14 protein-coding genes and 1 pseudogene are annotated in these 17,996 nt (G+C 70.2%); 6 read left to right on the top strand and 9 right to left on the bottom strand.

Annotated elements, in window-relative coordinates:
* Positions 1–24 precede the first annotated feature (24 nt).
* Positions 25–603: a TetR/AcrR family transcriptional regulator gene (locus tag RHCRD62_RS21480; protein ID WP_367379655.1), complete on the bottom strand. Its 579-nt coding sequence runs from the start codon at positions 601–603 to the stop codon at positions 25–27.
* A gap of 351 nt (positions 604–954) precedes the next feature.
* Between RHCRD62_RS21480 and RHCRD62_RS21475 the strand changes: the two genes are divergently transcribed.
* Positions 955–1,539, top strand: coding sequence for a TetR/AcrR family transcriptional regulator (locus RHCRD62_RS21475; protein WP_050066794.1), 585 nt, complete (start codon positions 955–957; stop codon positions 1,537–1,539).
* A 35-nt stretch (positions 1,540–1,574) separates the two neighbouring features.
* Here RHCRD62_RS21475 and RHCRD62_RS21470 read toward each other — a convergent pair whose 3' ends face one another.
* From RHCRD62_RS21470 to RHCRD62_RS21450, 5 genes are all read right to left on the bottom strand, one after another.
* On the bottom strand, positions 1,575–2,285 hold the full coding sequence (locus tag RHCRD62_RS21470; protein ID WP_050066793.1) for a hypothetical protein: 711 nt from the start codon (positions 2,283–2,285) through the stop codon (positions 1,575–1,577).
* 70 nt (positions 2,286–2,355) lie between these two features.
* Positions 2,356–2,952 (bottom strand): RNA polymerase sigma factor SigM, encoded by a 597-nt coding sequence (gene sigM / locus RHCRD62_RS21465; RefSeq protein WP_050066792.1) that lies wholly within the window; start codon positions 2,950–2,952, stop codon positions 2,356–2,358.
* A gap of 60 nt (positions 2,953–3,012) precedes the next feature.
* On the bottom strand, positions 3,013–6,750 hold the full coding sequence (gene murJ / locus RHCRD62_RS21460) for a murein biosynthesis integral membrane protein MurJ (protein ID WP_050066791.1): 3,738 nt from the start codon (positions 6,748–6,750) through the stop codon (positions 3,013–3,015).
* Between the two features lie 356 nt (positions 6,751–7,106).
* Positions 7,107–9,461, bottom strand: coding sequence for a hypothetical protein (locus tag RHCRD62_RS21455; RefSeq protein WP_050066790.1), 2,355 nt, complete (start codon positions 9,459–9,461; stop codon positions 7,107–7,109).
* Positions 9,458–10,051, bottom strand: coding sequence for an NUDIX hydrolase (locus RHCRD62_RS21450; RefSeq protein ID WP_249353538.1), 594 nt, complete (start codon positions 10,049–10,051; stop codon positions 9,458–9,460). Before RHCRD62_RS21450 ends, RHCRD62_RS21455 begins: the two co-directional genes overlap by 4 nt.
* A gap of 103 nt (positions 10,052–10,154) precedes the next feature.
* On the opposite strand from RHCRD62_RS21450, the gene RHCRD62_RS21445 reads away from it, so the two are divergent.
* The gene (locus tag RHCRD62_RS21445) at positions 10,155–11,618 is read left to right on the top strand and encodes a CCA tRNA nucleotidyltransferase (protein WP_050066788.1); all 1,464 of its coding nucleotides are present in this window, start codon (positions 10,155–10,157) and stop codon (positions 11,616–11,618) included.
* 38 nt (positions 11,619–11,656) lie between these two features.
* On the opposite strand, the gene RHCRD62_RS21440 is transcribed toward RHCRD62_RS21445, so the two are convergent.
* Positions 11,657–13,180 (bottom strand): glycoside hydrolase family 183 protein, encoded by a 1,524-nt coding sequence (locus tag RHCRD62_RS21440; RefSeq protein WP_050066787.1) that lies wholly within the window; start codon positions 13,178–13,180, stop codon positions 11,657–11,659.
* A 150-nt stretch (positions 13,181–13,330) separates the two neighbouring features.
* On the opposite strand from RHCRD62_RS21440, the gene RHCRD62_RS21435 reads away from it, so the two are divergent.
* The gene (locus RHCRD62_RS21435; RefSeq protein ID WP_050066786.1) at positions 13,331–13,870 is read left to right on the top strand and encodes a hypothetical protein; all 540 of its coding nucleotides are present in this window, start codon (positions 13,331–13,333) and stop codon (positions 13,868–13,870) included.
* A 27-nt stretch (positions 13,871–13,897) separates the two neighbouring features.
* Here RHCRD62_RS21435 and RHCRD62_RS21430 read toward each other — a convergent pair whose 3' ends face one another.
* Complete coding sequence (locus tag RHCRD62_RS21430; protein WP_084734425.1) at positions 13,898–15,208, bottom strand: MFS transporter; 1,311 nt, start codon at positions 15,206–15,208, stop codon at positions 13,898–13,900.
* Entirely contained in the window at positions 15,195–16,163 is a 969-nt protein-coding gene (locus RHCRD62_RS21425) for an NAD-dependent epimerase/dehydratase family protein (protein ID WP_050066785.1), read from the bottom strand. The genes RHCRD62_RS21430 and RHCRD62_RS21425 overlap by 14 nt, the downstream gene beginning before the upstream one ends.
* A 128-nt stretch (positions 16,164–16,291) precedes the next feature.
* On the opposite strand from RHCRD62_RS21425, the gene RHCRD62_RS21420 reads away from it, so the two are divergent.
* The 3 genes and pseudogenes from RHCRD62_RS21420 to RHCRD62_RS25965 form a co-directional block, all read left to right on the top strand.
* Positions 16,292–16,984, top strand: a complete 693-nt coding sequence (locus RHCRD62_RS21420; RefSeq protein WP_050066784.1) for a TetR/AcrR family transcriptional regulator — start codon at positions 16,292–16,294, stop codon at positions 16,982–16,984.
* A 40-nt stretch (positions 16,985–17,024) separates the two neighbouring features.
* A complete protein-coding gene (locus RHCRD62_RS21415) occupies positions 17,025–17,630 on the top strand; it encodes a YqgE/AlgH family protein (protein ID WP_050066783.1) in 606 nt (201 codons plus the stop codon).
* A gap of 57 nt (positions 17,631–17,687) precedes the next feature.
* Positions 17,688–17,822 (top strand): annotated as a pseudogene (locus RHCRD62_RS25965) (RNA polymerase subunit sigma); the annotation flags it as partial.
* Between the last annotated feature and the right edge of the window lie 174 nt (positions 17,823–17,996).

The raw sequence follows: 17,996 nt of genomic DNA, 5'->3' as shown, positions 1-17,996 counted from the left end.
GACGTCGACTGGCTCAACACCAGACTAAGCGGTGCTGTTCCCTGGCTCGGCCCGATGGGCGACGAACATCACGTACGGCTCGATAAGAGCGACGGCCCGGGTCCTGGCCACGTCCGCATCCTCACCGGCCTCGATCTGACGTGTGGCGGCGTGGACGACGGAGTTCACGAGGTCGGCGGTCGCCGCCGCATCCGGCACGCCGAGCTCCGCGAGCGCCTCGACCAAGGGTGCCGACAGCTGGGCATGGACCCTCGCTCCGACGTGTTCGTTCGGGGCGATGGACGAGATCGCCGACGCGATCGCGTGCTCGCCCTCGGCGACGAGGTCGAGGTTGGCGCGCACGTAGGCCAGCACCCGGAGGTCTGCCGACCCCGCGGCGCGCATCTCCCGTTCGACGCGTCCCGACCAGCGCGGATACGAATCCTCGATCAGCGCGTCGAGGAGGTCCCGGCGCGAGCTGAAGTACTGGTACATGCTGGAGCGGGCCAGGCCTGCCCGCGCCGCGACCTCCGCGAAACCGGGAAGCTCGGGCGTGCCTTCCGCCAACACCTCGCGGGCGGCGTCGAGCAGGGCCCGCTTCTGGGCGGCTCGGTGCTCGGCCACAGTCGGTGCGGTGATCCGCGGCAACGCCGTCCCCCTTCGGTGCAAAAGGCCCGGGCACGCGGACCCCGGTCGGGCGATCGCGGTCTCCGCCGCGGGCGCGGTGGTCGAGGACATGGTAGTCGGGAGCGGCGGCCGCGCCCGGTGTGCATCGTCCCATCGGGGGCGACGCACCGCCGAACGCGATTCTCGCACCACACTGCACGAATGCTCGCACTGAAGCGGGAGCGTGCACGGAACGCTCAGGCCCTCAGCGGGAGGGAACGTTCCGGCTCACCCTCGCGCCGGTCCCGCAGCGTGCCGAAATCGCCAAGAGGTGGCCGGGGCGCCCTTCGTGGTCGACAATCACGGGCGATGAACATCACCTCCTCGGGTCGGCCCCGCGACCCCCGCATCGACTCCGCCGTGCTCGCCGCCACGCGAGAGCTGTTGTTGGAGGTCGGATTCGATCAGCTCAGTGTCCGCACCGTCGCGACCCGCGCGGGGGTGAGCCGGGCGGCGATCGGCCGGCGGTGGGAGTCGAAGGCGCACCTTGTTCTCGACGCTGTGCTCGGGGTCACGCCAGATCTGACGCCGTTCGATGGTGCGGATCGCGAAGGCTGGATCCGCTGGGTGGTGACGGGTAGCTCCGAGTTGTTCCGGCAGCCGGAGGTTCGGGCCGCGGTGCCGGGCCTGCTCGCCACCCTCCGAGACCACGACGAGTTGCGCACCGCACTGTGGCGCAACTTCGCGGGGCCTGCCGCCGAGCTGTTGCCCGCCCGGACGGAGGGCACGGGCACCGACACCGACACCGACACCGACACCGCGCGCGCTCTGCTCGCGCTCGGTGCCGGTGCAGCGATGTTCCTCTCCCTGATCGCACCGTCCGAGGACACCGACGAGATGCGTGAGGCGATCCTGGCGATCCTGCTGCCCGGCGCGGGGGTCGGCGAGCGCTAGAGCGGGGCCCTCGGAGCGACTCCGTGAGGCGCGCTCTAACCGATGTCCGTCCGGGCAAGGGTTGCGGGATCTGTTGCACTGCAGGAATTTCCGACGACCAGTGCCGTCACCTGCGGCGGCTGAGGGCCGGGGAGCAGCAGCAGCACCCCTGCGGTGTCGTGCAGGGTGACCGTCGTCGAACCCAGTACCGGTGCTGTGACGTCGATTCCGTTGGCGCGCAAACACTCTGCGCGTCGGCCAGGATCGGAGAACACGCCCGGGTCGGAGTGCCCCAGGACGCCGAGCGCAGCGGCGGGGCGAAGCTTCTCGCCGAGATCGACGGCGGCAGTGGGCTGCGCGAGAACCGAGTTGTCGGGGGCCTGACCGGAATCACCACCGCGGACCACCGCGAACGTCAGGCCGCCCAGGACAGCGAGGACAGCGGCCGCCGCCGCATATCCGATCGCCCGCCGCCGACGTCGATCGGCCAGGTTCGTGACGGGAACGGGGGCCGATTCGAGTGTCGCCCGAATGCGCGCCATCACCTGCTCCGGCGCGGCGGGAGCGGGAGCAGGATCGGTGCGCAGCGCGGCGAGATCGTCGCGGACACGATCGAGCGCCGCCAGAACCTGCTGGGCCTCGTGATCGTCTGCGACCGCGGCCCGCAGTCGCGCCGCCTCATCCGGGGGCAGGACGTCACCGTGCAGATCGGAGAGGAGATCGCCGTCGAACCTCGAGTGGGGTGCGTCCGTTCCCTCGGGGACCATGACACCTCCTCTGCGATGGTTGACGTGTGGACCTGGTGCTGGGATCGGGTTCACATCGTGCGTCACAGGATTAGACGCCCCTCGGTAGGATTCCGTTCCGCTCGGGTTGCAGATATTTCAGGTGGTGGGCAAGTTTGCTGCGCGCCCGCGAGCAGCGGCTTTTCACGGTACCCTCCGGAACTCCGAGCAGGACCGACGCCTCCGCCACCGAGTAGCCCTCGAGATCGACGGCGACGACCGCCGCACGCTGTTCCGGCGGAAGAATCAAGAGAGCTTCCTCGACGGTCAACGAGGTCTCCCGCTCGGACATGACGTCCCTGGTGTCGGCGGGTTCGGGTCCGTCGTCGTCCAGGAGCGGCACGGTCGGGCGGGCCCGGTTCCGCCGCATCCGGTCGAGACAGGCGTTCACCACGATCCTGTGGAGCCAGCTGCGGACCGCGGCGTCCTCGCGGAACGTTGCCGCCGTGCGGTGGGCGGAGAGGAGTGCTTCCTGCAACGCATCCTCCGCGTCCTGCACGGTGTAGCTGGTCCGCCGCGCGGTCTGCCACAAGTGGTCCTGGTGTCGGGACAACAGCTCTGCAAATGCCCGCGGGTCCCCAGCCGCGTGCGCCGCCAATAGCTGGGCATCCGACATTCCAGCCACGGCGATCCCCCTGTTGATTCGCACGCGCGATGCTAACCGACCAGGGGGTCTCCAGTCACTCCCAAGCGTTACGTACTCGACCGCTCAGCGGGCAGCGGTGAACTCGATTTCCTTGATCGCGGTCTGGTTTCCGCTGGTGTCGGTTCCGAGCTTGGTGATCCACACCAGGACGCGGCTGGTACTGCCGTCCATCGTGACGGGAATGGTGGTGTCGCCACTCTTGAGCGTTCCGCGTCCGATCACCTGCGTCTGGTCGAGCGTTGGCCGGTCGCTCGGTGCGGACCGAACCTCGACGACCGTCCCCACGCTCGGGGAGGTGATGTTGACCTCGCTCAGCTTCGCCGGATCGTCGAGCGAGACGAGCAGGCCGACACCGTTCTTGAAGCTCGGGAACTGGTCGAAGTAGGCGTCGGTGGTCCACTCCGTTGCCGGGTTGCCGTCGATCGCGAGACCCGCCTGGGTCGGGTTGTCGGCCGATCCCTGCGGGGAGAAGACGGTCGCCTGCGACGGCGTCACCACGACGGGTGCCGCGGCAGCTGCTGTCGGCGCGGGTGCGGACTCCGCCGACGGCTCGGACGCCGCTGTCGTCAGACCGATGTTCTGCTCGTTGAGCGGCTCGTCGGAGCTGTTGCCCGCGAACAGGTTCGCCAACCACCATCCCGCGAGTGCGAGGACGATGACGGTCAGCACACCCAGTGTCGCGAGTGCGATCACCATTCGGTTGCTGTGCGACTTCGCCGCTTCCTCCTCGTCGGGGAGGGCGTGACCGGTCGTGCCGGGTGGTCGCTGACCGAGCCGCAGTGCCGGCATCATGTCCGTCTTCTGGTCGACGACCGAGGCCTGGTCGAGGACGTGCTGCACGGTCGCGGCAGTCCGGATACCGCCCTCGCGCTCGAGCGCGCGGACAGCGACCGCGGAGATCTCGAACGGCACCTCCGGTCGCAGCGAACGCGGCTCCACCGGGTTCCCCGCGTCGTCCAGGTCCGCCGGGCGCATCCCGCCGACGGTCGCGGGCCGGGAGTCGGAGGTGGCGGGTGCGGCCGAACCCGGTGCGGGCGCGGGCTCGCCGAGTGGCCAGCGCGCCGTGATCAGCGCGTACAGCATTGCGCCGAGCCCCCGAACGTCCGACGGAGCGTCGGCGTCGGCGAGGGTCGCGGGGAACGCGAGGACGGCATGGCCGTCGACCGAGATGCGGACGCGGTCGGGATGGTCGATGGACAGTGCACCGCCGGTGCGATGCGCGGCCTCGGCTGCGGACGCGAGCGCACGGATCGCCCTGGCCGCACCGACCGGCGACGGGACGGTCTCGGACATCTCGCGCAGCGAGCGGCCGGGCGTCCACTCGGCGACGACGATGCCACCGGAACTGCCGCGGACGACGTCGAGCACCCGGGCCAGGCCCGGAGAGTTGATCCGACCCAGGCGCAGGGTGCGGGAGAGCACGGCCTGAGGACCGGTGTCGTCCGCGTTGTCGAGGCCGGCACGCTGCTCCGCGTCGACGAAGGTCAGCGCGACCTCACGGTCGAGTTTCGTGTCGTGTGCCTGCCAGAACTTCAGGCCGCGCGCACCGCCGTGCGGCGCGAGCAGTCGGTACCGGCCACCCGCGACAGATGCGCCCGCCATGAGTTGCGGGCCGCGAGGGCTGGTGCGCCGTGCACTGCTGTCGCCGCCGACCCGCAGGGGCGGCAGCTGCGGCGAACCGATCGGGATGACACCGGTGTCGACGGTGAGGTCGCGTTCGGGCCGGACCCGCTTCTCGGCCGGCCGGCCGGATGCGCTGGCGCGAGCGGACTCGGCGGGTGCGGCGTTGTCGGCTGCGGGGGTGCCGGGGGACGTGTCGGGTGTGGGTGCGGCTGCCTCCACGGTGGAACTACCGGTCTGGCCGCCGGCAACGTCTTCGTCGCTCACCCTCGCTCCTTCGTGCAGCTCGCTGGAATTGTCAGTGGTCGGCGCCCCGGCGCGTCGGGCACCAGGGTACGGGAGTTGATCGTTGCCGCTGCGCTGTACCGGAGGACGCCCGATGACCGGTAGCAATTCCGTTTCCGCTTCGTAGATCGAGACGGTGTCGGCAGGGACCGGATTCGGCTCGACCGGGGTCCTGCCGAGGACTCGTTTGACGAGCCGGGTGACGGTGACGGTTCCGGCCACGACCTCGGGCACTCCGGCGAATCGCAGCAACGCGAACGTCACGCCGAGCATGATGACGGCACAGATCCCGACCTGCACGAAGGCGCCCGGCCCACCGAATTTGTCGCCGAGTGCCCCCAGGCCGAGGAATCGTTCGGCGGCCATCATCACGACACCGCCCGCCAGCGACGCCACGAGCACCAGCGCAACGGTCTTGCCGACGTTCGCCATCCGCAGCGATCCGAGGCTGCGACGGAGCAGCACCGCGCCGATCACGGCGCCGGCGGTGAAGCCGAGTCCGTTCGCGACACCGAGCAGGCTCACGACCTGCTGATCGTCGGACGCGACGACCGGTGCGAGCAGCGAGAGCCCGATCTTGACGCTCGTGATTCCGAGGATGATCCAGGTCGGGGTCCACGCCTGTTCGCGCGCGTAGAAGACGCGCAGGTGGATCAGCACCAGCGCGTACGGGATCAGCGTGAACGCGGACCAGCTGACGGCGTGACCGAGGCGCTCGGCGTCGGCGCTGCCGAAGTTGCCGTATCCGAACAGCGCCTGCCCGACCTGCGGTCCGGCAAATGTGAGGAAGGCGACGACCGGGACCAGCGAGACCATCGTCAGCCGGGTCGCGACGGACAGGTCGTCGACGACGGCGGGGGTGTCCTCGTCGGCGGCGTTGCGGCTCAGCCGCGGCATGATCGCGGTGAGCACCGTGACGCCGAGGATGCCGTACGGCAACTGCAACAACAACCACGCCTGCTGGTAGATGACCGGTCCCGCGGCGTCCGCGTCCGCCGCGACCCGGGTGCCGATCGCGAATCCGATCTGGCTGATCAGCACGTACAGGACGATCGCGATGCCCATCCCGGCGAACATCTTCAGCCGGTCGTCCACGCCCCACAGCGGTCGCAGGTTGACGCCCTGGCGGCGGATCGCGGGCAGCAGAGTCACGACCTGCACGACGACGCCGAGAGTGAAGCCGAGTCCGAGGACCAGCAGTCGGGTGGTGGTGACCTCGTCGCCGCCGGGCAGCAGCCAGTACACGCCGAGGACGACGAGCACGGTGACGTTGTTGAGGACGGGCGCCCAGGCTCCGGGTTTGAACACCTGCCGGGTGTTGAGCACGGCGGTGAGCAGCGCGGACATGCCGTAGAACAGGATCGCGGGCAGCAGCAGGTACGCGAAGTTGGTGGCCAACCGGTCGTCGACCAGGCCGTTCTCCGGCAGGAACAGCCGCGTCAGCAGGGGCGCCGCGAGCACCGCGGCGACCGACACGGTGCCGAGGGTGGCGACGGACAGGGTGAACAGGCGCCGGACGAACGCCTCACCGTGATCGTCGTCCTCCTTCTCGGCCCGGACGAGGACCGGCACCACGATCGCGGTCAGAACCGCGCCGAGGACCAGCTCGGAGATCATGTTCGGCATCGTGCTGGCGACGCTGAACGAGCTTGCCGCTGCGGCGCCGAGTGCGGTGAGCAGCAGCACCTGCTTGAGGAAGCCGGTGATGCGGCTGACCAGGGTCGCGATGGCGATGGATCCGGTCGACGCGATCAGTCGGGAGTTCGAGTTGTCCTTGTCGGCTGCGCCGTCGGATGCACTGTCGGTGACGGTCGACTGGGGTGCCGTCGACGGATTCGCCCGCGGCTGTGGCGCGGGCTCCACCCGTTGCGGCGCCGCCGCGACGCGCTGCGGCATCGCGTGCGGATTGTTCTCGACGGGCGGCTGCGGTGCCGGGCGTTGTCCGATCGGCCTGGGTGGGTACGGGCGGGGCTGAGCCTGGGGGCCTGTGGGCTGCGGCGGATACGGCCGTTGCAGTCGCTGCGGCGGATATGGGGGCTGGGGCGGACCGGGCCGGGGTGCGGGACGGGTGGGCGGGTTCCGGCGTACCTGCGGAGCCGGCTGCCTCTGCCCCTGCTGCGGAGGTGGTGCCTGACCCTGACGCGGTGGCATCGGGGGCCCTTGCCGCGGATCCCGCGGGTTGCGCTCCCAGGGCGCGGCGTCGGTGCGATCGGGCGGCTGCGGGCCGTCGCCCGGCCCTCGCGTGCTGCCCGTCATCGGTCTTCGTGCCCTTCGTCCGCTGGGTCCGGTTGACCCCGGAACCGGTGCCACAGTCGCCGCCCGGCCAGCAGCAACAGTAGTGCGCCTGCACAGGCGGTAATGATCGCCAGCAGCTTGCCGTACGAGTTCGATCGCACCGAAACCGAGGTCGGGTCGCCCAGTTCACGACCGTTCGTCGTGGTCAGAGCGACGTCGACGACCATCTTGCCGGTTTCCGTGACTTTCGCGGGGACCTGGAGCGAACGGCTGCCGCGTGGCGGCAACTGTTGTTCCCCGATGTCGGTGATCGTCATCCCGGGCGGCGCGGACAGGCGCAACCGGACGGTGATCCCGATGGGGAGGTCGTTGCGGGCGACGAACAGCAGGGGGCTCTGCTCCGACGCCAGGGTGTATGCCCCGCCGGGCGCGAGAACCGTCACGGACTCGTACACGCGGTCGAGCGCGCTCCGGACCTCGGTGACCCGCTGTTCGGCTGCCGCGGTCGCCGTGGTCCGACCGACGACGCGACGGTCGGAGGTGGACATCGCCCGCAGCAGGTCCTCCTCGAGCGGCGCGGTGTACCCGTCGGGTGTCAGCGACGACTGCGGGTCGAGCACGAGCGTCTCGGTCAGTGCGTCCACCTCGGGCGCGGTCGCTGCGACACGGTCGACGACGGTGGTGGGAGCGCCGTCCGTGACCGCCTGGTCGGGGTAGGTCAGTTGCACCGGTGTGGGTGCGGTAGGCCGGCCCATGAGGTCCGGCAGCGACTCCGGTGTCGCCAGACCGGATCCGAGCATCGTCGACGCGGTCGAGAGGATCGCGGCAGCCTCCCCGCCGTCGGCGGACCAGTCCTGCGGAGGTACCAGCAGCACGGACCGCGGGCCGGCATCTGCCAACCGTGAGGCGGTGCTGCGCGGCGTCAACGACTCCCACACCATCGCGCCGAGTGCGTCCTGCAAGCGGGCCGTGCGGGAGTCCCCCGCCAGGTCGTAGCGGGCGGCGTCGGGTGTGAACGTCGGGGTCTGCGGGGTCCCCCCGACTGCGGCGAGTGCGGTCGCGGCCGAGCTGTCGAACAGCGTCGCGTACAGCGGTCCGCCGTTGTTGCCGCCGTCGATCGGAACCCGTACCGCGGTCCCCGGGTCGGTCACGGTGTTCTCCGCGAGCAGGGCGGTCGGTCCGAGCCCGGTGAGCGACGCCGCCGCGGCGGGCTCGAGAACCCCGGAGTCGGGCCAGGTCAGGCCGCGGAGGGAGGTCACACCCAGCACGGCGTCGACGATGTCGGCGGGGGTACCGAGTGCACGCGCCGTCAGCGTCGCGTCCCCGACTCGGTGCAGTGCCGTCAGATCGGTCTGCGCGAAGGGAACCGCGGTGACGCACAGGTCGGTAGCCAGCACTCGCAGGCGTTCGAGCCACTCGGTCGCGGCGGCCTGACCGGTTCCGTCGTGGGCCGGTCCGGTCGGGTCGGAGGGGTCGTCGACGACGAGATAGCCGCGGGTCATGTTCGCGACGGTGACCAGGAGATCGGGGTCGACGGCCAGACACATGGATCCGGCCAGGGAGCGGCCGCGGTCCAGGTCGGCGTCGGTGGCGAACTCGGCCGCCGCGACGAGCTGTTCGAGCCGTCCGCCCGGCGCCAACGAGGTGGCGAGGTCGTCGTCGACGAGCCGGACCTTCTCGTCGACCGATCCGGGGATCCCCGACGCGAGCTGCGGGCGATCCGCGAGCGGCCACATCAGCGTGATCGCCACCGGATCGGTGGTCGACGGGGGCGCGGCGCCGGTACCGGGATCGGTCGGGTCGGCGGGCACACCGAGGACCGGCAGCAGGAAGCTGGCATCGTCCAGTCGGGCCGCGCCGCCGTACTCGGGGGTGCCGTTGACATTCACCAGCAGCGGGTACACACCGGGTTCGTCGATGTCGAGTGACGCGGCCTCGGTGGAACGCAGGGGCAGCGCGACACTGAATCGGGACGATTCCCCGACCGTGAGTTCGTCGTGGATCTCGGAGAACGGGCCGACGACGTCGAACTGGTCCTGGCCGTCGGTGAGGACGGTGCGCAGTTCGTCGGGTGTGCTGACGGCGGGCGCCCGCTGCAGCCGGATCTGGATGTCGCTGACGGGGCGGTCGCCGATGTTCGTGACGGTGCCGGAGACCGTCACGGTCGGCGAGCTGGACGTCGTGACGGTCGTCGGGGTGACCTTGTCGATGGACAGGTCGACGAATTGCTGGGACTGGCCGCCGCGTTGGGTGGGCAGCGCGGCGCCCGGTGTCCCGGTGGGTGCGGCACCCGCGAGGGTCGGCTGTGTGAGAGGTGCGGCCAGGGCCAGTGCGGTCAGGGCGGTCGCGGCCAGGCGACGGATCGTGATCATCCGTTCTCTCGGGCCCCGCTGTGGTTGTCCGGGTTGGCGCTGCCCGCGTCTCCGACCTCCTGGCCTGCAGCGATACGGTCGAGGAGTTCCCCCGCGACCTCGGCGAGGCGTCGTTCGTCGGCGTAGGCGAGGCGTGACGCGAGTTCGGCGAGCGGCACCCAGGCGACCTCGGTCACCTCGACGTCCTCGTCGGACAGTTCGCCGCCCTGGAACCGCAGCAGGTAGTGGTGGACCGTCTTGTGGATGCGCCTGCCCTCGGTGACGAACCAGTAGTCGATGCTGCCGAGGGATGCCAGGACGGAACCACGGATGCCGGTCTCCTCTGCGACCTCACGGATCGCTGTCTGTTCGGCGGTTTCGCCCTGTTCGATGTGCCCTTTGGGTAGCGACCACAGCAGCCGTCCGCGTCGGTCGGTGCGTCCGATCAGTGCCGCGCACTGAAGTTCTCGGGGGCCGTCCAGTCCGTCGACGACGAGGCCGCCCGCGGACGTCTCCCGCACCGTGCGCATGCGCTGGTTCGTGCGTTCGCCGTGCCCACCACGACGCCGCGGGTTGCGGCGGCTGCGGTTGGCGCGTTCGGCTGGAGACACCCAATCGATACTAGTTGTCTCTGTGCGGCGGCCGTCGAATCCCACACCGGTGGCCGCTCGGCGCGCGATGAGGCCCCCGCCCAAGTCGGTAAGCTGCACAGTCGTGGTTTCCCCTACTCCCGACGAGGACCGTCGCGCGCGGTTGCTCGCGTCCGCGTCCGTGACCCTGCGTGGCCTCTCGGATGTGCTGACCCCACTGGGTGCGCGGTTCGCTGCAGCCGGACACGAGTTGTACCTCGTCGGCGGCAGTGTCCGCGACGCGGTGCTCGGGCGGCTCGGTACCGACCTCGACTTCACCACCGACGCGCGCCCCGAGCAGGTGCAGGCGTTGCTCAAGGGCTGGGCCGACAACCAGTGGGACACCGGGATCGCGTTCGGGACGATCAGCGCCGCTAAGGACGAGCAGCAGATCGAGATCACGACGTTCCGCACGGATGCGTACGACGGCGTGACCCGCAATCCCGAGGTGCAGTACGGCACCAGCCTGCGGGAGGATCTGGTTCGCCGGGATTTCACCGTCAACGCGATGGCGGTCCGGATCGGTGCGGACGGTGAACAGGAGTTCGTCGATCCGCTCGGCGGGATGGACGCGTTGCTCGCGGGCGTGCTCGACACCCCGGCGGCGCCCGAGATCTCGTTCAACGACGATCCGCTGCGCATGCTCCGCGCGGCGCGGTTCGTGTCCCAGCTCGGTTTCACGCTCGCGCCGCGGGTGCACGAGGCGATCGTGGAGATGGCGGACCAGATCGACCGGATCACCGCGGAACGTGTGCACGCCGAGTTGGACAAGCTGATCCTCGGTGAGTACCCGGGCGAGGGTGTCGACGTCATGTGCGAGACGGGTCTCGCGGAGCGGGTGCTGCCGGAGATTCCCGCGATGCGGTTGGAAATCGACGAGCATCACCAGCACAAGGACGTCTACGAGCATTCGCTGACGGTGCTCAAGCAGGCGGTCGATCTGGAGGAGGGCGATCCGGACCTGGTGCTGCGCTGGGCGGCGCTCCTGCACGACATCGGCAAACCCGACACCAAACGCAACGAGGCCGGCGGCGGCGTGAGCTTCCATCACCACGAGGTGGTGGGAGCGAAACTGGTCCGCAAGCGGATGCGGGCCTTGAAGTACTCGAAGCAGATGATCGAGGACGTGTCCCGACTCGTATTCCTGCACTTGAGGTTTCACGGGTACGGCGATGGGGCGTGGACGGATTCGGCGGTGCGTCGGTACGTCACGGATGCCGACGATCTGCTGCCGCGGCTGCACAAGTTGGTGCGGGCCGACTGCACGACCCGCAACAAGCGCCGGGCTGCCAAGCTGCGCGCCACCTACGACGATCTGGAGTCGAGGATCGCGCGGATCGCGGAGCAGGAAGATCTGGCGCGGGTGCGTCCCGACCTCGACGGCAACGCGATCATGGAGCTGCTCGGGATCGCCGCCGGACCGGATGTCGGTCGGGCGTGGACGTTCCTGAAGGAACTGCGCCTCGATCGTGGCCCCCTCCCCCGTGAAGAGGCGGAGGCGGAGTTGCTGCGTTGGTGGGGAGAAAGCGGCGGCGCCGCCCGCGGGTGACTGTCACCCACCCGGGCTGACGGTCACGCACAGGCGCGTCAGCGCAGCGTCGTGTGCATGAGATACACGTTGTAGCTGTCCCATTCGGACATGGTGAAGTACAGGTCGTTCTCGGTGGACCAGGGGTGGATGAAGCCGCCGTACATCGCGGGGTAGTCGCTCGAGTGGACGACGGGAACGCCCTTCGTCCACTCGCCCTGCGGGCTGGTCGCCTCCCGCAGCACGATCGCGCCCGCAACGGTGTCGAGGTAACTCATCTGCCACAGTCCGCGGGTGGCGTCGTAGCGGACGGACAGTTCGGCTGCGGTGTCGTGGAGGATCGGTGTCGGCCACTTCTCCCCCACCGGGCTCCACTCGCCGTCCACCCAGTACTGGTAGGCGCTCTTGTTGAGCACCTGGTCCTGGGGGACGCGGGCGACGGCGACGGTGCCGAGACGCCCGTTGGGGGTGCCGAACATGTAGACGTGGTCGCCGGCGGGGACCATGGCGGCCACCTGAAAATTGTTGAGGCCGAACAGGTTGTCCCATCGGGCATGCGGATCCTTCGTCCACGTCTGCCCGTCGTCGTCGGAGTGGGCGATGCCACCGTAGTTCGTGTACCAGAGCCCGGGGATGATGCTCCACCGCCGCACGGACATGTAGCTCATGTACTGCCGGCCGCCGAGCGCGAATCCGGATGTGGGGATGGTCGTCGTTTCCCAGTTCTTGATCTTGCGGCTGCTGAGGACCTCGGCGGCGTGACACCGGCTGTCCTGGACCATGGAGTCGATGGTGAGGCCGTCCGACAGGTCGCGATCGGTGCTGTGCCCCAGCACGTTCGAGCGCCAGTCCGTTCCGTTGGCGCCGGGAGGTTCCCAGTCGGCGCCGAAGGTGTCACCGAAGGCGATCGCGACCTCGCCGGGCTTCGACTCCCAGGTGATGCCGAGGTCGGTGCCGTCGACCTGCCAGCGCTTGTCGGTCCGGTTGATCGATCCGTGTCCGGTCAGTTGCGCGACGAGCCTCGTGGATCCGACGTCCGGAGGCTGCGGCGCCTGCGACTGCGGGGCGACCTCCACCGGCGGCGACACCGGGTCCGGTGCGGGCGGAACATCGGGTTTCGGGCCGGGAATCGGAATCGGGATGGGTTCGATGTCGGGCGTGATCGAGAACCGCGGCACCGACGAACCGTCGGAGCCGGACGAGGACGAGTCCGACGAGGAGGACCCCGACGATGCGGAGCCGGACGATCCCGGGTCCTCGTCGGCCGGCTCGGGCGCGGAGTCGGTGAGGTCGGGGCAGGGGTCCGCGCAGGGGTCGGTGGGCAGCGGATCCTGTGGCACCCGGGTCTGATCCTGGACGGGGTCGGTCATGGGCACCGTGACGATCTGCGGCCACGGATATCGGATGTCGACGTTCCCCGGAAGCGCAGGACTGCCGCCCGCTGCGGAGGACGGGTCGAATCCGGTTTCGCCACAGGCATTGACGGGCGCGCTCGGCGCCGCTGACGTCGCCGGGGGGATCGCGAGTGGCGCCGACACCGCGAGTACGAGGGCGAACAGTGGTGCGCCGATCCGGCGGTGCATGCGGCTCCTCCCCCTTCGCGAACGGACGGCCAACGCACGGCCGGTGAACGAAATCTAGCAGCGGGAGGCGCACCTTCCCCGGCACGTCGCCCGTTCGACCGACGGCCGCACAGCGGGAACCGGTCGCACTCGGCGCGCGTCCAAACCCGTATGGACCTGGTGGAGTACGTCTTCGGAACCGGGGCGGGCGACCCGTCCGGGTGGGTTTCGCCCGCCGATCTCGACCTCGGCGCGCCGGGGTCCCTGGACGCCGTCGCACTCGACTTCGACGGCGACGGCTGGTGCGACGACGCGCTGTGGGACCGCGACGGGGACGGACACGCCGAACTGTCCGTTCTCGATGCCGACTCCCCGGTAGCGCGCTACTTCGCCGATCCGGATGGTCTCGGTACGTGGGCGGTCGAGGTCACCGACCCGCGTGCGTCGCAGTCGGTCGCTCCCGATGTCGCGGTGCCTGCCTCGCCCGAGCCGAGCGGTTCGGCGACGGTGGACTTCGCGGGCGACGGCAGCGCCGACGACACCACGGTCGACCTGGACGGCGACGGGGCGGCGGACGTGGTGGTGGTTCCGAGGGGCTCCGTCACGGATCTGCTCGTCGACAGTGATGCGAACGGGTCGATGGATGTGCGGTTGGTCGACACCGATGGTGACGGCGCGCTGGACGCGGTGGCGGACTCGGTCGTCGACTGAGCGTCGGAGAGATCGAACAGTCGGAGATCATTGTGCGCGTCGGGTGTTCGCCGCGACCGCGACGAGGCCGAGCGCATAGGCGGCGGCGCCGACGTAGGCCAGGGCGGGACTGTTGCCGTCGGGGGCGACGACGGTGGCGGCCCCGACGAGCGCGGCGAGGAATGCGAGGTTGAAGACGGTGTCCTGCAGGGCGAACACCTGCCCGCGTCGGGCGTCGTCGATGTCGATCTGCATGGCGGCATCGCCGGTGAGTTTCACGGTTTGGCCAGCGAGTCCGAGCAGGAAGGCGCCGACGAGCAGGGAGCCCTGGGTGAGTGCCGCGATGAAGGTGGCCTGGACGAGCAGGGCGACGGTGAGCCCGAGGACGACGGTGCGGGTGCGGCCGAGGCGTGGGATCAGCAACGGTGTCGCGACGGCGGCGAGCAGCATCCCCGCCGCTGTCGCGCCGACGGCGACGCCGAATCCGGCGAGGCCTCCGGGCAGGCCGTCCCCTGCGTGGGGGTCGCGGAGCAACAGCACCATGATGAGGGTGTCGATGCCGAAGACGATGCGGTGCACACCGATTCCGATCATCGCGGTGGTGACGCCGGGTGCCTGCCACACGGCGGTCGCTCCGGTCCGGAGTCCGGCAGCGACGGCGCGAACGGCGGCCGTTCCGATGGGGGCGGTGTCGGTTCGGGTGCCCGGCCCGAGGCGGTGGGGCGCGAACCCGGCTGCGGCGATTGCTCCGACGGCAGATGCGACGGCGGCGATCGCGACCACGATTCCGGAGCTGCGGTCGCTGGTACCGAGGACGGCGATCAGGGTGACGGCGGTGCCTGCTCCCGCTGCGGAGACGGCTGACCCGACCGTCGCGAGCACGGAATTGGTTGACACCAGCCAGGATTCGCGTACGACGTGCGGAAGCGACGCCGACACGCCTGCGAGGACGAACCGGCTCACCCCTACGGCGCTGAGGGCGAGTATCAGGACGGGGGCATTCGGTGCGCCGACGACGAGGCAGGCGGCTGCCGCGAGTATCAGGGTGCCGCGCAGCAGGTTCGCCCACATCAGGACAACGCGGCGGTCCCAGCGGTCGAGGAGGGCGCCGGCGAAGGGTCCGATCACCGAGTAGGGCAGCAGCAGCACCGCGAATCCGGCGGCGATGGCGAGGGGGTCGGTGTGCCGTTCGGGATTGAAGAGGAGGGCTCCCCCGAGCGCGGCCTGGAACATGCCGTCGCCGAACTGGCTGGCGAAGCGGACGGCGACGAGGCGTCCGAGCCCGGGCGTCGCGCGGATCGTCGCCCGCAACCGGTCGAGTACCCGGCCGGAGTGGTCCGGCTCGTCAGTGCTGCCCACCGCCGGACCCTACCGCGGACTCGGCGGTGCGCCGGTCCCGCCACCAGGCGACGGTCGCGGCTGCGGCCTCGGGCAGAGGAGTCGGAGCGAGCTCGAGAAGCGTTTCGCTTCGGGAGGAGTCGAGCACGAACGGGCGCTCGAACTGGTACAGCATCTCGGCCAGTTCGCGGGTCGGACCGTGGACGCGTCCGAGCGTGCGCAGCGCCCAGCTGGGCAGGACCCCGACCTTCGGGTCGGCGATGCCCGCGGCGTCCGCGAATGCCTGCACGAGCTGTCGTTGGGTCGGGGCAGTTCCGGTGGGGGCGTGCAGCACGGTGTTCCACACGTCCGGCCTGTCGGCGGCGGCGATCATGGCGGCGGCGAGGTCGGGGACGTAGGTGAACGAATGCGGGACGTCGAGCGCGCCCATCACCCGGACCCGGCGGCCGGCGAGGAGGGTCGCGACCATGCGTTCGCCGCCGTGGGCGGTGAGTACGTGCGGTCCGAAGAAGTCGGACGCGGCGACGCTGACGGTGGGCGTCGTGGAGCGTTCGCGAGCGCGCAGCAGTTCGGTTCGGACGCCGAGTTTGCCGGTGGTGGCGCCGCGCGGGGTCTGTTCGGTGATCGGCCCGTCGACGGGGCCGTAGGAGTAGAGGCTTTCCGGGAACACGACGACGGCGCCTGCGCGACCGGCGGACTCGAGCACGGCGGCCTCGGTGGCGGGGAGTTCGCGGCGCCACGCGTCGGCCGCGTATGCCGAGCCGTGGGTGCAGTGGAACAGTGCCGCGGCGCCGTCCAGGTGGGAGTCGATGGCGCCGGGCACCGACACGTCGACGCGGTGACGTTCGATCGCGGGGTGCTCGGGTCCGGAGCCCGATCGGGTGAGGACGCGGACGCGGTCGCCGCGTTCGGCGAGTTGGGTGGCGACGGTCCATCCGACGGGTCCGGCGCCGGTGACGACGTAGTGCTTCGACATGGGGTTCTCCTCGATTCGACGTTTGGAGAGCACTGCTCTCGTTTTGAGAATGAACCGTCGCGGCCACAATGTCAAGAGCACTGCTCTCTAAAGTTGACAGTGCTCACGAATGGCGTCACGCTGGGCGAGTGACCGGAACCCCCCGCCAACGCGCCCGTGAACAGACGCTCGCCGACATCACTCGCATCGGTCGCGCCCACCTGGAACGGGACGGCGCCGCCGCACTGTCACTGCGGGCCGTCGCGCGCGACCTCGGTGTCGTGTCGTCGGCGGTGTACCGGTACGTCGCCAGCCGCGATGACCTGCTCACGCTGCTCGTCGTCGAGTGCTTCACCGAACTCGGCGACGCCGTCGACGCGGCCGTGGCCGCCGTCGAGCCCGACGACGACGTCGGCCGGTTTCGCGCGCTCGGGCACGCAGTCCGCGACTGGGCCCTCCGGGAACCCGCGGGTTACACGCTGCTGTTCGGGAGCCCGGTGCCCGGCTATCACGCGCCCGCGGAGCGGACGACGGGGCCGGGCACCCGCGTCGTCGTCGCTCTCGTCGGAATCGCCGAGACGGCGTACCGAGCGGGACGCCTGCGCGTGACGTCCGGCGAACCCGTCCCGGCCGGGCTCCACCACGACGCCGCCCGCATCCGGAGCGAGCTGGACGTCACGCTCCCCGACGAGGTGCTGACGCGCGGTGTCCTGATCTGGGCGTCACTGTTCGGAGCCGTCGGCTTCGAGGTGTTCGGCCAGTACGGCGTCGACACGTTCACCGACCCGCGAGCACTCTTCGACCATCACCTCACCGTCCTCGCCGCGACGTTCGGGTTGTAGCAAGGGCACGTTCCGGCTACCTCGGTGCAATGATTGTCCGGTGGAATCCGCTGACGAACCCGACGACCGGACGGCCTCGACGGAACGTGCGGTGCGGCCGGGCAGTCTGCTGGTCTCGGCCACCGGCATGACGGATCCGTCGTTCCGGCGCACCGTCGTCTACGTCATCGAGCACAACGACGGAGGCAGCCTCGGGGTCGTGCTGAACCGCGCGAGCGAGACCGCGGTTCACACCGTGCTACCGCAGTGGGCGCCCCTGTGTGCGCGCCCGCAGGCCCTCTACATCGGCGGTCCCGTCAAGCTCGATTCCGCGCTGTGCCTGGCGACGGTGAAGACCGGTGCCCGCATCGACGGCGTTCCCGGCCTGCGCCGCGTGGACGGCCGGGTGGTGATGGTCGACCTCGACAGCGACCCCGAGCAGGTGGGACCGCATCTCGAGGGGGTCCGGGTGTTCGCGGGCTACTCGGGTTGGACATTGGGGCAGCTCGACGGCGAGTTGCAGCGCGACGACTGGATCGTGCTGTCGGCGTTGCCGTCGGACGTGATCGGCTCGCCGCGCTCCGACCTGTGGGCTCAGGTGCTCCGTCGCCAACCGCTGCCACTGTCCCTGCTCGCCACACATCCGCTGGACGTCGACCGCAACTGACGGGCCTCCCGCCGATCCGGTCGGGTGCCGATACGTTGGACACTTGGAGGTGTCGGGATGCCACAGGTTCCATCGGAACGCATGCGCGTTCTGTACGCGGGGCACGCCGCCGAGTTGTGGCGATACGCGATGCGACTGACGGGCGACCGCGTGCAGGCGGAAGCCGTGGTCGAGGGGACGCTGCTACGCGCGGTGGAACGGCCGCGGATGCTGGCCCGCGGCGATTCCGCGGTCCGGGCATCCCTGCAGGCGACGGCCCGGGATCTCGCGGGAGTTCGCGTCGACCACGATGAGGACGGTGAGGAGGAGACCGCCGTCGTTCCCCTCCTCGACGACGCCGCCGCGGGTGATCCACCTCCGGACCTG

Source organism: Rhodococcus sp. RD6.2 (genome assembly GCF_001040705.1).
Lineage (GTDB): Bacteria > Actinomycetota > Actinomycetes > Mycobacteriales > Mycobacteriaceae > Rhodococcus_G.
This window is presented reverse-complemented; position numbering and strand designations above follow the sequence as displayed.

Bases quoted from the DNA above. Each gene is read 5' to 3' on its own strand.
- RHCRD62_RS21475 (WP_050066794.1), top strand. From the start codon at position 955: ATGAACATCACCTCCTCGGGTCGGCCCCGCGACCCCCGCATCGACTCC.
- RHCRD62_RS21470 (WP_050066793.1), bottom strand. From the start codon at position 2,285: ATGGTCCCCGAGGGAACGGACGCACCCCACTCGAGGTTCGACGGCGAT.
- murJ (WP_050066791.1), bottom strand. From the start codon at position 6,750: ATGCCGCAGCGCGTCGCGGCGGCGCCGCAACGGGTGGAGCCCGCGCCA.
- RHCRD62_RS21455 (WP_050066790.1), bottom strand. From the start codon at position 9,461: ATGATCACGATCCGTCGCCTGGCCGCGACCGCCCTGACCGCACTGGCC.
- RHCRD62_RS21440 (WP_050066787.1), bottom strand. From the start codon at position 13,180: ATGCACCGCCGGATCGGCGCACCACTGTTCGCCCTCGTACTCGCGGTG.
- RHCRD62_RS21435 (WP_050066786.1), top strand. From the start codon at position 13,331: ATGGACCTGGTGGAGTACGTCTTCGGAACCGGGGCGGGCGACCCGTCC.
- RHCRD62_RS21425 (WP_050066785.1), bottom strand. From the start codon at position 16,163: ATGTCGAAGCACTACGTCGTCACCGGCGCCGGACCCGTCGGATGGACC.